Source organism: Epilithonimonas sp. KH_059, from assembly GCF_057838485.1.
This window is the reverse complement of record NZ_CM174468.1, coordinates 13,893-28,855: the sequence shown is the minus strand read 5'-3', so window position 1 is coordinate 28,855 and position 14,963 is coordinate 13,893. Positions and strand designations below refer to the sequence as shown.

General features: G+C 40.8%; 15 protein-coding genes and 1 pseudogene. 8 read left to right on the top strand and 8 right to left on the bottom strand.

From position 1 onward, the window contains the following. Window positions 1–15: 15 nt before the first annotated feature. On the bottom strand, window positions 16–720 hold the full coding sequence (locus AC3IRX_RS00130) for a DUF3307 domain-containing protein (protein WP_489210452.1): 705 nt from the start codon (window positions 718–720) through the stop codon (window positions 16–18). Window position 721: 1 nt separating this feature from the next. Next, window positions 722–1,327, bottom strand: coding sequence for a SatD family protein (locus AC3IRX_RS00125; protein WP_489210450.1), 606 nt, complete (start codon window positions 1,325–1,327; stop codon window positions 722–724). A gap of 243 nt (window positions 1,328–1,570) precedes the next feature. On the opposite strand from AC3IRX_RS00125, the gene AC3IRX_RS00120 reads away from it, so the two are divergent. The 4 genes from AC3IRX_RS00120 (at window position 1,571) to AC3IRX_RS00105 (ending at window position 4,358) form a co-directional block, all read left to right on the top strand. Then, window positions 1,571–2,710: an acyl-CoA dehydrogenase family protein gene (locus tag AC3IRX_RS00120; protein ID WP_489210448.1), complete on the top strand. Its 1,140-nt coding sequence runs from the start codon at window positions 1,571–1,573 to the stop codon at window positions 2,708–2,710. A 97-nt stretch (window positions 2,711–2,807) separates the two neighbouring features. Continuing rightward, window positions 2,808–3,272, top strand: coding sequence for a pyrophosphohydrolase domain-containing protein (locus AC3IRX_RS00115; protein WP_489210447.1), 465 nt, complete (start codon window positions 2,808–2,810; stop codon window positions 3,270–3,272). A 28-nt stretch (window positions 3,273–3,300) separates the two neighbouring features. Then, window positions 3,301–3,729 carry a thioredoxin family protein gene (locus tag AC3IRX_RS00110; RefSeq protein WP_489210445.1) on the top strand — a complete coding sequence of 143 codons (429 nt, stop codon included), beginning with the start codon at window positions 3,301–3,303 and terminating at the stop codon, window positions 3,727–3,729. Between the two features lie 11 nt (window positions 3,730–3,740). Further along, window positions 3,741–4,358 (top strand): DUF4230 domain-containing protein, encoded by a 618-nt coding sequence (locus tag AC3IRX_RS00105; RefSeq protein WP_489210443.1) that lies wholly within the window; start codon window positions 3,741–3,743, stop codon window positions 4,356–4,358. Window positions 4,359–4,428: 70 nt separating this feature from the next. Here the strand turns inward: AC3IRX_RS00105 and cphA are convergent, their stop codons facing one another. Next, the gene (gene cphA, locus AC3IRX_RS00100; protein WP_489210441.1) at window positions 4,429–7,059 is read right to left on the bottom strand and encodes a cyanophycin synthetase; all 2,631 of its coding nucleotides are present in this window, start codon (window positions 7,057–7,059) and stop codon (window positions 4,429–4,431) included. 193 nt (window positions 7,060–7,252) lie between these two features. Between cphA and AC3IRX_RS00095 the strand changes: the two genes are divergently transcribed. The 3 genes from AC3IRX_RS00095 to AC3IRX_RS00085 all read left to right on the top strand — a co-directional run bounded on the left by AC3IRX_RS00095 (window position 7,253) and on the right by AC3IRX_RS00085 (window position 9,569). Beyond that, window positions 7,253–8,137, top strand: a complete 885-nt coding sequence (locus AC3IRX_RS00095) for a cyanophycinase (protein ID WP_459084235.1) — start codon at window positions 7,253–7,255, stop codon at window positions 8,135–8,137. 4 nt (window positions 8,138–8,141) lie between these two features. Further along, complete coding sequence (locus tag AC3IRX_RS00090; RefSeq protein ID WP_489210439.1) at window positions 8,142–8,990, top strand: isoaspartyl peptidase/L-asparaginase; 849 nt, start codon at window positions 8,142–8,144, stop codon at window positions 8,988–8,990. 321 nt (window positions 8,991–9,311) lie between these two features. Further along, window positions 9,312–9,569: a YtxH domain-containing protein gene (locus AC3IRX_RS00085; protein WP_489210438.1), complete on the top strand. Its 258-nt coding sequence runs from the start codon at window positions 9,312–9,314 to the stop codon at window positions 9,567–9,569. A 102-nt stretch (window positions 9,570–9,671) separates the two neighbouring features. On the opposite strand, the gene hisS is transcribed toward AC3IRX_RS00085, so the two are convergent. The 3 genes and pseudogenes from hisS to AC3IRX_RS00070 all read right to left on the bottom strand — a co-directional run bounded on the left by hisS (window position 9,672) and on the right by AC3IRX_RS00070 (window position 11,999). After that, window positions 9,672–11,018: a histidine--tRNA ligase gene (hisS, locus tag AC3IRX_RS00080; RefSeq protein WP_489210436.1), complete on the bottom strand. Its 1,347-nt coding sequence runs from the start codon at window positions 11,016–11,018 to the stop codon at window positions 9,672–9,674. 187 nt (window positions 11,019–11,205) lie between these two features. After that, window positions 11,206–11,661: an HRDC domain-containing protein gene (locus AC3IRX_RS00075; protein ID WP_489210434.1), complete on the bottom strand. Its 456-nt coding sequence runs from the start codon at window positions 11,659–11,661 to the stop codon at window positions 11,206–11,208. An 11-nt stretch (window positions 11,662–11,672) separates the two neighbouring features. After that, window positions 11,673–11,999 (bottom strand): annotated as a pseudogene (locus tag AC3IRX_RS00070) (single-stranded DNA-binding protein). 166 nt (window positions 12,000–12,165) lie between these two features. Here AC3IRX_RS00070 and AC3IRX_RS00065 point away from each other — a divergent pair. After that, window positions 12,166–12,525: a hypothetical protein gene (locus tag AC3IRX_RS00065; RefSeq protein WP_489210432.1), complete on the top strand. Its 360-nt coding sequence runs from the start codon at window positions 12,166–12,168 to the stop codon at window positions 12,523–12,525. Window positions 12,526–12,533: 8 nt separating this feature from the next. Here AC3IRX_RS00065 and AC3IRX_RS00060 read toward each other — a convergent pair whose 3' ends face one another. Continuing rightward, the gene (locus tag AC3IRX_RS00060; RefSeq protein WP_489210430.1) at window positions 12,534–13,358 is read right to left on the bottom strand and encodes a CvfB family protein; all 825 of its coding nucleotides are present in this window, start codon (window positions 13,356–13,358) and stop codon (window positions 12,534–12,536) included. Window positions 13,359–13,531: 173 nt separating this feature from the next. Next, window positions 13,532–14,935 carry a dihydrolipoyl dehydrogenase gene (lpdA, locus tag AC3IRX_RS00055; RefSeq protein WP_489210429.1) on the bottom strand — a complete coding sequence of 468 codons (1,404 nt, stop codon included), beginning with the start codon at window positions 14,933–14,935 and terminating at the stop codon, window positions 13,532–13,534. Window positions 14,936–14,963: the final 28 nt, after the last annotated feature.

Sequence of the window (14,963 nt, the reverse complement as noted above, 5' to 3'; positions counted from 1 at the left end):
AAATTTTATTAGGATCTAATTATAAATTCCAATTACTAACAGTGCACTTACCACTGAGAGTCCAAAACTAAGCAGTGTACCGATGAGTACGTACTCAGTTAGCTTTCTCTGTCTGGCCTGAGCTAGGTCGCTAAATCGAAATACAGATTTAGCCGCAATCATAAAACCGACTCCTTCCCAATGTCCAGTCACAATAAATATATACACCAAAAGACGCTCCAAAATTCCAATATAATGGCCCGCATTGACTAAAGATTCACTCTGTGTGCTTTCAGCAGAAGGCGTGAACGGCGTCCAGCTCGAGATCAAACTCTTTACCATCACTGAGCAGGGAATCGTAACAAAGACGGCGCCTAGAATTAAAGGTGTATTTACCAGTAGGGTTTCTTTCGATAGGCTCCACTGGTCCATTCCCACACATAACAAAAGTATCACAATCAAGTGAAGGACTTGGTCCCAAAAAAACCACCTCACCTTAGTTCGGGTCGTTTGAAACCTTAATTTCAACAAATCAATGAGATAATGTGTACTCCCAATCACCAAGGAAAACCACCAAAACTCCCATGGAAGGAAAAGTAGAACCAAAAGGGTGTGTATGAAAACATGGGCATATAAGTAGACACTTTTGTACGTATCCCGCTCTTTCGCTTGTACCCAAGATTTAGGTTGGAGCAGGAAGTCTCCGAGTAAATGGGCCAGAAGGAGCAGTGAGAGTATCATGTTACAGCTGAGATATTTTTAGTCTATAGTATTGTTCGGTTTGCGAAATGAGATCGAGGTTCGCTCTTTTCAGTCGCTGACTTACGGAAGACTGCGTGATGCTAAATTTTTGTGCTAATTCCTCTTGAGTAATTCCAGGCAGAATAATGAATTCGTGTAGAATTTGCGCAACGGCCCACGTCCAACTATCAAAATCGATCGAGGCCCATTTAAAGAGTAGATTTAACTCCTCATTTAACGCAAGGTTCGGGGTCTGAATGGCTAGAGTCTTGCCGTCGGATTTCAATTGATTTAAGAGCCTACCGGAAGAAACATACGCGGATCCGTTTGACTCTGTGATTTTTTCAGACGTGAATTTCTCCTCCCCGATGCCAATTGCCATTCTTACATCCAAACTTTCAATCGATTTGACTAGGGATTTGATCGCAAGTACGTACTTAAAAGCGAGCTGGGGTTCGCATTTGATTTGGAACTCATCTCCCCTATAAATCTCCCAATCCTTGGGACTTGAGCCCCAATGAGAGAGCAAAGCTTTTAAGGGCTTTAGCCAGATTTCTGTCTCGGTGCTTTCTGAATTAATAATGTCTCCCGTGATGACCGCTTTCATAGAGCAAAAATAAGCAATAAAACTAATAATACAACTATATAAGTGAAAAGTCTAATATCTGCTTAAATAAGCTATTCACCTAATATTACTCAATTATTAGCTTTACACCTAATACTAAAAGAACAATGCATTTCGCGAGGGGAAAGGACTTTTCCGAAAAGGACTAGTAACGACCTCATAGCTAAAGGATAAAAGAATTTTCTAAAAAGCGCAATTTTGTCTATATTTACGCAAACAACATTTATGAAAACAGAACTGCAAGAAAGCTTAAAAATGATCGCACAAACCGCCAAAGAATTTGCGGAAAAAGAAATACGCCCCAATATTATGGAGTGGGACGAAGCTCAAACGTTTCCAAAGGAATTGTTTCACCAACTGGGTGAAATGGGATTCATGGGAATTGTAATCCCGGAAGAATATGGCGGATCTGGATTAGGCTACCAAGAATACGTTAGCATCCTTGATGAAATCTCGCAGGTAGACCCCTCCATTGGCCTTTCTGTTGCCGCACACAATTCCCTATGCACCAACCATATTTATGAATTCGGAAACGAAGAGCAGCGCCAAAAATGGCTCCCTCAACTCGCCTCAGGAAAAACCATTGGCGCGTGGGGCCTTACAGAACATAACACAGGTTCTGATTCAGGCGGTATGAGTACTACTGCTGTCAAAGACGGAGACGATTGGATTATCAGTGGAGCCAAAAACTTCATTACGCACGCGATCTCAGGTGACATTGCCGTGGTCATGACCCGCACAGGAGAAATTGGAGCCAAAAACAATTCGACCGCTTTTGTTTTGGAAAAAGGAATGGCAGGATTTAGCTCCGGTAAAAAAGAAAATAAACTTGGAATGAGAGCTTCCGAAACGGCAGAACTCATCTTCGATAAGGTTCGTGTACCGGATTCCCACAGATTAGGAGAAGTAGGGGAAGGATTTAAACAGGCTATGAAAATTTTAGACGGAGGTCGTATCTCAATTGCGGCATTAAGTCTAGGAATTTCTCGCGGTGCGTACAAAGCCGCGTTACAATATTCCTTAGAGAGAAAACAATTTGGCAAAGCGATCAATGAATTCCAAGCGGTGAACTTCATGCTTGCAGACATGGCAACGGAAATTGAGGCTTCTGAACTTCTGATCCGAAATGCGGCCACCTTAAAAAACAGCAAAGCCAAAATGACCAAAGAAGGCGCGATGGCAAAGCTTTACGCTTCTGAGGCCTGTGTTCGAATTTCAAACAATGCCGTACAAATCTTCGGAGGCTACGGATACACAAAAGATTTTCCTGTCGAAAAATTCTATAGAGACTCTAAACTCTGTACCATTGGAGAAGGAACTTCCGAGATTCAGAGACTTGTGATTGGTAGAGCAATCTCACATTAACATTTAAGACAAAGACAAAAATACAGGCTGCGTTAAAGGAGGTTTAAACTCTTTTGTGCAGCCTTTTTTTTATTAAAACCACCCCATATTCTACCTTATGAGTTCTAATGACAACCTTTCAAAAGTAGCCGAATTTCATTCGGTTTTTTCAGTCCCTCACTTAACCAGTCCGCAAATCCCCGCTCAAGAAAGAGCTGAGCTGCGAGTTCGGCTATTGCAGGAAGAACTAGATGAATTAAAAGAAGCCCTTGCGCAAAAGGACCTCATCGAGGTGGCAGATGCGCTCTGCGATTTGCAGTATGTGCTCAATGGCGCGATTTTGGAATTTGGTATGGCAAGTAGATTTGAATCCTTGTTTGAAGAAGTTCATCGATCCAACCTATCCAAAGCTTGCAAAGATCAAAACGAGGCAAATCAAACCCTCGAGCAGTATAGAAATAAAGGAATTGCCTGTTATACAAAAGAATTAAATGGTAAATTTAACGTCTACAGAACCCAAGACGATAAAGTATTAAAAAGCCTAAATTATTCTCCAGCAGACCTAGGGAAATACTTAAAGTAATCTCATTTAAACGCACAATTAAAATGCTATGTACGACTCCATTGGAATACAATCTCACGATCTATTTAAACACCCCGCTATTGCTTCGTGGTTTCAACCGCAATACGACGAGTACCCCCTGGATTTAAGCATTCTAGATGAACTACGTATTTTAGATATAAAAGGCATTCAAAAAGTCTTGTTTTTTGGAACCTGGTGCGAGGATAGTCAAGAGCAAGTTCCTAAGCTTATGAAAATTTTTGAAAGATTAGAACTTCCCTCCTCTAGCCTGACTCTCTATGCAATAGACGAGGAGAAAAAAGAGCCTAAAAAAGAAATTCAAAATTTTCAGATTGAAAAAGTTCCCACTCTACTCCTACTCAAAAACGGCGTTGAACTGGGTCGCATCGTAGAGCATCCGCAATCCGAGAGTCTCGAGAAAGATCTTCTTCGTATTTTACAAACCGTCCAACCTTAATTATTATACTCGTGAACAACTACTCAAAACATATTCCCGCATTTTTGATCGGCGTACTTTTGACCCTTTTAATCGGACTTCTTTTGAAAAATCTTTTTACAAGTTCAAATGAAAAGGTCGACAACTCCTATTATGTCATTACAAATCAAATCCGGAAAATGAATAAAATGGTCGTGATGGAGCAAGATTTCTCTACGATTCAGCGTACGAAAATGAGTACGGAGATTCTAGGAGGCAGACTCCTACCCACAATGGATAAAGAAATCGTTACTTTCACGAAAACCAATGCGCAAGTTTCTTACGATTTGAATCAACTCAAAGTCGAGGTGGATAGTACAAATCGAACCTTAACCCTTCGCGCAATTCCAGATCCAGAAATCCGAATCATTCCGAGTGTTGAGATTAGTTCTGTGGACGACTCTTTCTTCAATCGTATCGAGCAAAAGGATTTGCAAAAAATCCAAAAAGCCGCAAAAGACCACGCACTAAAATCGGTCAACCAAAAGAAATTAGTGCAGGAAAGCAAAGTGCAACTAAGAGAAAACCTAGAACAAATATTCGTATTAGCCAAGGCTCTCGATTATAAAATTGTAGACGAAACAGGCTCGATGAATCTATTAAAACTTTAAAAAGATTCATCGAGTACCTCGTTCTCTGAATGAATAGAAAGAAGTTTAAAATCTAGGACCTCAATTAAAATTATAGTCCACTCTGTTCTTCTTGCTGTTCTCTAAATTGGTAATCTTGCACCAGTTCGATGGCGTTATCTACCACATCACTTAATGCGGTAATAAAGGTTCCTTCTTCCGCCATAGCCATTGCGTGTTTAAGAGCTTCAATTTCTTTTGAGATGCATTCGTAGTTCACATCTCTACCTGAGGATGTAATTCCGTCGATGATTAATTGATTAATATCCTCCTCTTTTCGACCTCTAAGGTGCTTTTCGTTTCGAATAATAATATAATCAAACATACGTCCTGCAATTTTCCCGCATTCTCGTATATCCTCGTCGCGGCGATCGCCAACCCCAGAAATAATTCCGATTTTCTTGGCTGCCTCGACATTGCTTAAATAATCTTCAATAGCTTCATAACCCGCTGCATTGTGCGCGAAATCGATTAAAACTTTGAAGTTTTTGAACTTAAAAATATTTAATCTTCCCGGAGTTAGCTGAGCACTCGGAACAAAAGTCCGCAGGGCCATAGCTATGTCTTCGATCGCGAATCCATATAAATAGGTGGCTAAAGACGCGGCTAGAACGTTTTCAATCATGAATTTCGCCTTCCCTTCCATCGTAATGGGAATGTTAGTCACTTTGGCAATTCTAATTTTCCAATCTCCTTTTTTAATCGTGACAAATCCTTCTTCGTAAACGCAGGTTACTCTTCCTTGTTTGGAGTACTTTACGATGTGCGGATTGTTCTCATCAAGGCTAAAAAGGGCTACATTGGAATCAAGATCTCCCACCATTCTCATCGAGTATTCATCCTCTGCATTCAGAACACACCAACCGTCCTTTTTCACACTGTCTAAAACCACGCGCTTCACACGCGCTAGATCTTTTAAATTGTGAATATCATTTAGGCCTAAATGGTCTTCTTTAATATTGGTAAGAACGCCTATATCACAAAGTCCGAATCCTAGACCTGAGCGTAAGATACCGCCTCTAGCCGTTTCTAACACCGCAAACTCTACCGTTGGGTCTTTCAGAACAAATTCAGCCGAAAGCGGACCTGTGGTATCGCCCTTGGAGAGCATCGTGTTTTGAATGTAAATTCCATCGGAAGTGGTAAATCCGACTCTGTACCCGTTGTTTTTTACAATGTGCGATATGATGCGTGTAGTGGTGGTTTTCCCATTGGTTCCAGTTACGGCAATGATCGGAATTCGAAATGGCTTTCCTGGAGGGTAAAGCATTTCGACGACCGGTGCAGCCACGTTACGAGGAAGTCCCTCACTGGGTGCCAAGTGCATCCGAAATCCAGGTGCTGCATTGACCTCAAGGACACATCCGCCTGTTTCTTTTAGAGGCTGGGTTAAATTTTCAGCCATGATATCAATCCCACAGACGTCTAGACCAATGATTTTTGAAATCCTTTCGCACAGTGTAATGTTATCCGGATGAACCATATCGGTCACATCGATCGAAGTACCCCCTGTTGAAAGGTTCGCCGTCGATTTCAAATAAATGATCTCACCTTTCTGAGGAACTGTTTCTAACGTGTACCCTAGTCTATCTAAAAGCTCGTCTGTACTTCGATCGACATGAATCTCCGTAAGTACTTTTTCATGCCCAAACCCTCTCCTCGGGTCCTGATTTTCCTTCTCTATAAGAACTTGAATGCTCGTTTCTCCATCCCCTACCACGCTAGCAGGAACCCTTCTTGCTGCGGCAACAAGTTTATTGTTAATGACAAGAACTCTAAAATCATAACCCGTGACATATTTTTCAACAATCACACGACTTGATATTTTTTGCGCTTCTACAAGTCCCTCGGCGGCTGCCTCCCATGTGGTAACATTGATAGACTGTCCTCTACCGTGATTTCCATCTAAGGGCTTTAATACAATTGGATACCCAATCTTATCAATGGTTTCTTGTAATTCCTGCTCATCGCGAACCAAACCTCCTAGAGGTACTGGAATCGCAGCATCGTCAAGCATTTTTTTTGTAAGCTCTTTGTTGCACGCAATGTCAACTGCGATCGAACTGGTTTTTCCTGTGATCGTAGCTTGAAAACGCTCTTGATTCACTCCATAACCGAGTTGAACCAAGGAGTTTTTCCCCAAACGAATCCAAGGGATTTTTCTAGAAACCGCCTCTTGTACAATGCTACCCGTCGAGGGTCCTAAATGTTCGCGCTCTCGAATTTCTTTTAGCTTTTGAATCGTCGCCTCTAAATCGTAAGACTCTCCGTTAACCAAAGCTTGTGCTAATTCTACGGAAGCTTCGGCTGCGAAAACACCGCAATTCTCCTCGAGATAGCTAAATACCACATTATATATCCCCGGAGATTTGGTTTCTCTTGTTCGACCAAACCCCGTATCCATGCCTGCTAAAGTCTGCAGTTCCAAGGCCACATGTTCAATGACATGGCCCATCCAAGTGCCCGTTTCTACACGGTGAAAAAAACCACCCACTTCTCCTTCTGAGCATCGGTGGGACAGTAAACTAGGGATTAACTTCTCAATTCCCTCTCGAAATCCGGGTATTTTATTGGTCGGTAAATCTTCTAGTTCTTCCAAATTGAGTCTCATCTGAATGAGCTTTGTTCTTCGAATACTCCAAATATTGGGTCCCCGTAGTACTTGTATCTTTTCTATTTTCATCTTTAAATGTGGTAGGTTGACGATTAAATTGTAATCAAATATAATTCAAAAATAATTTGGTTTCAACAAAGAATCAAATTAAACTTTATATTTCTGATTAACTTATTTAATTTCAGCTTAAAAAATGGCCTAGTAAACCGATAATCCTTGCCTAGAATTTCTCAAGAAATTAATTATTTCTAACTTTGCAACCATGAAGCCACTAGGAAAACTGATAGTCATTGGCGGCGCTGTGAATAAAGGCAGTTTCGCTGAAACTGATTTTGACTCCAATGTAGAACAAAATCTAAATTTTTTTGAAAAAGGAATTCTGCGAAAGATCATTAATGAAGCTCGCTTAAAGGAAGACTCCGTCATTGAGGTCATTCCCACGGCTTCCCAGATTGCACAGATTGTAGGACCTGAGTATAAAAAAGCCTTTGAATTCTTAGGGGCAAAAAATGTTCAAATTCTAGACATTACAAACCGAGAGCAGGCAAATAGCGATGCTATTGTGGCTCGAGCCAATGCAGCTGACGTGGTCATGTTCACAGGGGGCGATCAACTTAGACTCTCCTCTATTCTAGGAGGGACACGCTTTCACGATGCCATTCTCAACAAGTACCAAACTGAAAATTTCGTTTATGCGGGAACTTCTGCAGGTGCGGCAGCAGCTTCAGAAAATATGATCTATCAAGGCTCTAGCAGTGAAGCTCTTTTAAAAGGGGAAGTGAAAACGACTCAAGGACTAGGTTTTATTGATGACGTGATTATTGATACTCACTTTGTCCAACGAGGTCGAATTGGCAGACTTTTCCAATCCGTGGTCAACAATCCAAGAACCTTAGGGATCGGACTTGGAGAAGACACCGGCCTTTATATTTATGATGGAGTGATGACGGCCGTTGGTTCCGGACTGGTGATTATTGTGGACGGTCGCTTTATAAAAGATACAAACCTTACCAACATTCATCTCGGACAACCTGTGTCTATTGACAATCTAACGGTGCACGTGATGTCTCAAGATGACCATTTCGATCTTACGACAAAAGAAATGACCATTGTCAATTCGCAGTACCAAACCCAACCTCAAGCTTAAGTCTATGAAACTTCTTATCCACGGAGGCTTTTTCTCCGAAAGCGATCAAAGCCTAGAAACGAAAAAAGCAAAGCAATCCGCACTAAAAAATATCATTGAAAAGTCCTACGAATACCTTTCCTCTCATAGTGCAGTGGAGACTTGCACGTATGCTGTGAGTTTATTAGAAGACGATGCTTTATTTAATGCGGGAACAGGCTCACAGATTCAAAGCGATGGGGTCATTCGAATGAGCGCAGCACTGATGGATGGAGAAACTCAAAAAATGTCCGGGGTCATCAATTTAGAAGAAGTTAAAAACCCAATTGAGGTGGCGAAAAAATTGATGGATGCCCAAGTAGAGGACCGAATTCTAAGCGGCCCGGGAGCCAAGCATTATGCCGAGAAATTAGGCTTTGATTCTTATTCCACAGAAATTCCAAGCCGTAGAGCGGAATACCTTGAAAAGAAAAAAAGCGAAGGCAAAGGCACGGTTGGATGCGTCGCTTTAGACAGAAATGGAAAACTAGCCGCAGCGACTTCCACCGGTGGAAAAGGCTTTGAGATTCCAGGTCGGGTTTCAGACTCAGCAACTGTGGCTGGAAATTACGCAAACTCTTTTTGCGCCGTTAGTTGTACGGGTGTGGGAGAAGACATTGTAAGCAACGCTACAGCCTGCAAGATTGTCACAAGAGTCAGTGACGGTGCGAGCCTTGAAACTGCTTTTGAGAAAACATTTACGGAACTTAAAAAAATCGAGGGCTTTGCAGGCGCGATTGGAATCGATGCCAAAGGAAATATCTTTCATTTGGATTCTCATCCCACTATGGTGTACGCCTCCTATGACGGAAACCATCTGCAAGTATTTGATTAAGAACTGAACTTAAAATCCTTTCTTTTTATCCTTCCTGTGTCCTTTCTTCAGGAAAGCCCTTTGCTATCTATTATGGCGTAAAAAGAACTGTCCTACGATTGCAAAGCAAATCTAGGCACCTTAATTACTTGAGGCCAATGGACACCTTAAATCAATATTTTCCTCATAAGATTTGAGAGTAAGAATTTACATCAAAAAGCCTTTCCATTTCATTTCTTCAACTTTAACAAAATTTTAATAGCTGCCATCAAATTTTGGCACGTATTTTACATTACTGTAGGTATACAAAAACAAAAGTTAATTTAAAAAAAAAATACAACTATGGGTAATAAAAGAAATGGCTTACTGGCCTTATTAGGATTAGGTGCTTTTGCATGGTGGAAATACAAAAATTCAACCCCAGAAGACCAACAAAAAGTAAAAGATCAACTTGACACTGTGAAAAGCAATGTGAACAAATGGGGATCAGATATTAAAAACAAAGCGAACGATGTCGCTTCACAAGTTCAGAGCAAAGCAGGTGAATACACCAAAAAAGCAGAAGACGCAGCGCAAGACATTAAGTCTGACTTGAACTAATCAAGAATCCACATGGATTAATTTCACATTCATATTATACAAAGAAAATCCAACTAATTGATTTTAGTTGGATTTTTTATGGGGAAAAAGTTGCCGCCAATTCTATTTCAAAAATTCCTGCAAACTCAAGGTCTTTTGTTTTCCTGAAATTAAATCCTTAATCGAAATGTTTCCGTTTTGAATTTCAGTTTCTCCGTAAAAGACAAGGTTCTGGATTCCTTTCTTTTCTGCATAGAGAAACTGTTTCTTCAGCTTCGCCGGTTCTGGGTACAGCTCACAAGAATAGCCTTTTGCTCGTAATTTTGCTAAAACGCTTTGTGCTGCTGAAGATTCCTGCGATCCATAATTTGCAAAAAGATAATCCGTGGATGGCCCTTCGTGCTTTGTGAACAGCCCTAATTCTTCTAATACTAGATAGATTCGGTCAAGCCCAAAGGAAATCCCAATGCCAGGCATATTTTTAACTCCAAATACTTCGGTTAAGTTGTTATAGCGACCTCCGCCGCCAACAGAGCCCATTTCAACCCCTAGGGCTTTAATTTCAAAAATGGCTCCTGTATAGTAATCTAAACCTCTAGCTAGAGTAATGTTAAAGACGAGCTTGTTTGCAAGTCCTACTTTTTCGCATTCTTGCAAAACAAAGAGAAGCTCTTCTACTCCTTGTTTTCCTTCAGGAATTTCGGCGAAACAGGTCGTAAGAATCTCCAAAACTTCGCTTTGTGTAAGGGTCTCATTAAATAGAAATGCAACTTTGTCTATTGCCTCTTGTGAAATCCCCTTTTCCATCATTTCCTTACGAACTCCTTGCTCTCCTATTTTATCGAGTTTGTCTAAGGCGACTGTAAAATCAATCAGTTGACTTTCAATTCCTGCAAATTGGGACAATCCCATTAAAATCTTGCGGTTGTTCAGATGAATTTCAACCGGAAGTTCTAAATCCTCAAAACTTTTGGAATAAAGCTGCACAAGTTCAACTTCTTGCCATAAACTTTCACTTCCTACTACATCCGCATCGCATTGGTAAAACTCTCTGAAGCGACCTTTTTGCGGACGGTCAGCACGCCAAACCGGTTGGATTTGATAACGCTTGAATGGGAACGTTAATTTTCCTTGATTCATGGCTACAAAGCGTGCGAAAGGCACTGTCAAATCATAGCGAAGTGCCTTCTCACTAATTTGACTTACTAATTTCTGACTCGATTTCCCTTCCCAATCTTGGCTATTCACTTTCGACAAGAAATCACCAGAATTAAGAATTTTAAAAATCAATCGATCCCCTTCCTCTCCGTACTTTCCTGTCAGTGTACTTAAGTTTTCAAAACTCGGTGTTTCCAAAGGCATATAGCCAAAGAGTTCAAAATTCTTCTGAAGTACAGAAATTATATATCTTCTCTTTTGCAGCTCTTCTGCTGTAAAATCACGCGTTCCTTTTGCTAAACTTGGTTTCATAATGATAGTAATTCAATGGGATTTGGCTTTCACAAAGCCACCGGGCAAAAATACGGATTTTTACCTTTAGTTCCCTTCTCTCCCCTGAAAAGGACTACTGGATTTAAGTATCCATACAAAATGCGCTTTCCACCAAAGCAGAAAGCGCAACCCTAAAAACACGAAAAAAAAAAAAAAAAATATAAAATTATACCTGAAAAATTCTTTTTAATTCCTGCAAAAGATCTTCTCCATAGGAATTTACTTTTGCCTCTCCAAACCCTCGAACGGATCGAAGGGATTCTAAATCTGTAGGTTTCTCGATTAGAACGGCCTGCAACTCCCGATTCGTCGCTACGCGATAAGGCGGAACGTTTTGACTACGAGCGTGGGCGGTCCTCCACCTCTTGAGTTCTTCGAGCCGAACCCCATCGAGCTCAGAAAGAGGCTTAGAGTCTTCTACTTCCTCTTTCAAACCTTTTGTCTTCTTTGCCTGAAAAGGAACCTCATAAATAACAGCGACCGACCATAGGGTATCTCCCACACCAATGTAAGCGGTTTCTATTTGCAATACTTGGTGCTCTTCAAAAAATGCATTGATCGAAGTTTGATCTTCCTGAAGCAGTTTTTCAGCCGATCGAAGTGTGAACAATTTAAGTTTCATCGTCCGTGGAACTAGCTTAGTAAAATCACTTCGCTTAGCCGAATTTCCGTGATGGATTTCTTCTGCCCTTCGGAATTTTCATAGCTGCGGTACTGAATTTTTCCCTCGACCGCGATTTCTTTTCCTTTAAAAACATACTTCTGGAGAATCTCCGCAGTTTTCCCAAAGGCAATCAAATTGTGCCATTGGGTTTCCTCCACTTTTTCCCCTTCTTGGTTCATGTACTAATCGTTTGTGGCCAGGGATACCAAAGCTTTCACACCTCCGTTTTCAAAGGTTACAATTTCAACATCGCTTCCTGTGCGGCCAATTAAACTCACTCGATTTCTAATAGACATAATACTGTAATTTTGGTTAAACAATTCTTTGCACCCTTCTCGGGCATTAACTTGGAAGCAAAGTTTCAAAATCGTTTAGAAGGGATTCGGTTCGTACTCACTTACTTACATTTGTAGTCGTTTGCAATCGAATAAAGAAGAATATGTTTATATTTGAAAAAAAACCATGAACTGCTTAGAATGTGGAGAGCGCCTTGTGGGGCGCTCAGATAAAAAATTTTGCAACGATTCTTGTCGCAATACTTACAATAACAAAAACAATAAGGACACCTCGAACCTCATGCGAAGTATCCATTCTCAGTTGCGACGCAACTATAGAATCCTTCAAAGCTATTCTTTTGTAGAAAATCAGGCCGCAACGACGACCACAAAATTAAGCGCAGAGGGCTTCAATTTCGAGTATTTTACGCAGCAAAAAATGTATTCTGATGGAACGACCCGTAGAGTTCTCTATGACATAGGCTATGAAATCCTAGAAAAAGGACGTGTAAGGCTATTTCAGATAAGGCAGCAAGGACCCTTTTAGAGTGGAGATTAGATCAGTCTAATTTTGTCTTCTGAAATTTCAATGACTTTGTCTTTGTAAAGTCCACCAATCGCTTTTTTGAAGTTCTTCTTGCTCATCTCGAGCTCGAGTTTAATTTCTTCTGGAGTCGATTTATCGGTTAAGTAAAGAAGACCGTAATTTTGTTCAAGCTTATCGAGAATGACCTTTTGGAATTCATCTATGTGTTCGTAGCCTTCCCTTTGCAAGGAAACATCAATTTTACCGTCCTCTCTTAACTGCTTGATATACCCTACCTCGGTGGAAAGTGGATACATTTTTTTATACACATCGGAGGCGTAAATTAGCCCTATGTACTTTTGGTTAATTACCACATTCCATCCCAGCTCTCCTTCGTTCATCACTAGGAGTTCTACCTTATCTCCAGGCGCAAAAGGAAGATCCTCGTATTGTGGGTTTCTTTTGAATTTCGTGGTTCCTGTGATTAAACCGGTCGGTTCATCAATATACACATAGACCAGATAGCGTTTGCCTTCTTCAATTTTGGATTTTTGTTGTTTGTACGGAACAAAGAGATCCTTGATGATCCCCCAATCCATGAAAGCCCCACTAGGAAGACTTTGTACACAGTGCATGACGGCAAATTGACCCACTTGGGCTAAGGGAGTCTCTGTCGTTGCCTTAAGTCGTCCGTCGTCTTGAAATACAAATACCTGAATCTCATCCCCCTCATTCAAGGGATCTTTGACAAATAATTTGGGTAAAAAAGCGTTCCATTCTAGATCGTCTTCAAGGATATAGCCTGACGAGTTTTGTTCAGAAACTTTTAGGGTTTGTATTTTTCCGATGTCCATATTTAATATTTACTGCAAATTTAAACTTTAATTGGTAAGGGCGTGCCTCTGGGAACATAAAATCAAAAAAAGGAAATCATTTCTCTCCACTTTTCTAAGGGATGTACTCTTTTTAAATATAAAATGACGATCCTTTACGGATCGCCATTCTACTTTTATTATGAAAACTTGAATTACATGTGTATCGCAATTTTAGCAGTCGCATCAAGTGCGGCCTCTTTAAAGGCTTCTGCATACGACGGGTGCGCATGAGACATTCTTGCGATGTCCTCCGCACTAGCTCTAAATTCCATAGCTGTGACCGCAGCGGCAATCATATCCGCAGCTCTAGCTCCGACCATATGAACGCCTAACACTTCGTCTGTCTTCTCGTCTGCAATAATTTTAATAAATCCATCAATATCTCCAGAAGCTCTACTTCTACCTAGTGCTCTCATTGGGAAGTTCCCTACTTTCACACTACGTCCTTCTTCTTGAAGTTGTTCTTGAGTTTTTCCAACTCCCGCTACTTCTGGCCAAGTATAAACTACTCCTGGAATTAAATTGTAGTCGATATGAGGCTTTTGTCCCGCCAATTGTTCTGCCACTAAGACTCCTTCTTCAGAAGCTTTGTGAGCTAACATAGCCCCTTTGATTACATCTCCGATGGCATAAATATTTTGCACGTTGGTTTGAAGATGTTCGTTTACTTTTACTTTTCCGCGTTCGTCCAATTCTACGCCCGCTTTTTCAAGTCCAAGTCCGTCAGTGTAGGGTTTTCTACCTACGGCTACAAGAACATAGTCTCCTTCGATTTTAACCTCTTCGTCTTTTTTGTTTTTTGCAGTAACCACCACGTTATCTCCTTTTCTTTCCACGGCTGAAACCGCAGTAGAAAGCATAAATTTCACTCCTTGTTTTTTAAGAACTTTTTGAAGTTCTTTCGAAAGGGAACCGTCCATTCCTGGAATGATTTTATCAAGGTATTCAACAACGGTTACTTCTGCTCCTAATCTCTTGTACACAGATCCGAGTTCAAGACCAATGACCCCTCCTCCAATAACCACAAGGTGCTTTGGAATTTCTTTTAGGCTTAAAGCTTCCGTGGAAGTAATAATTCTCTCCTTGTCAAGAGTAACAAAAGGAAGAACTGAAGGTTTAGATCCTGTCGCAATAATGCTGTATTTCGTGTCGATCACCTCAGAGGATCCATCCTCTTTGGTTACTTTCACCTGAGTCGGGCTTTCAAAGCTACCTACCCCTTGAAATACGGTGATTTTATTTTTATCCATTAGGAATTCAATTCCTTTGGTGGTTTGCTCAACTACTTCGTTTTTGCGGGCTACCATTCTTTCTAGGTCGGCTCTTGGAGAATCGACTAAAATCCCATGATTCGCAAAATTATGAGTCGCATTGTGGAAATGCTCTGAACTGTCTAATAAAGCTTTTGACGGAATGCATCCGACATTCAGACACGTTCCCCCCATGGTTGGGTATTTTTCGATTATAGCTGTTTTAAATCCAAGTTGTGCAGCACGGATAGCTGCAACGTATCCTCCAGGACCTGAACCGATTACGGTAACATCAAATTGACTCATTTTCTCTTTGTTAGAATTAAATATTCGT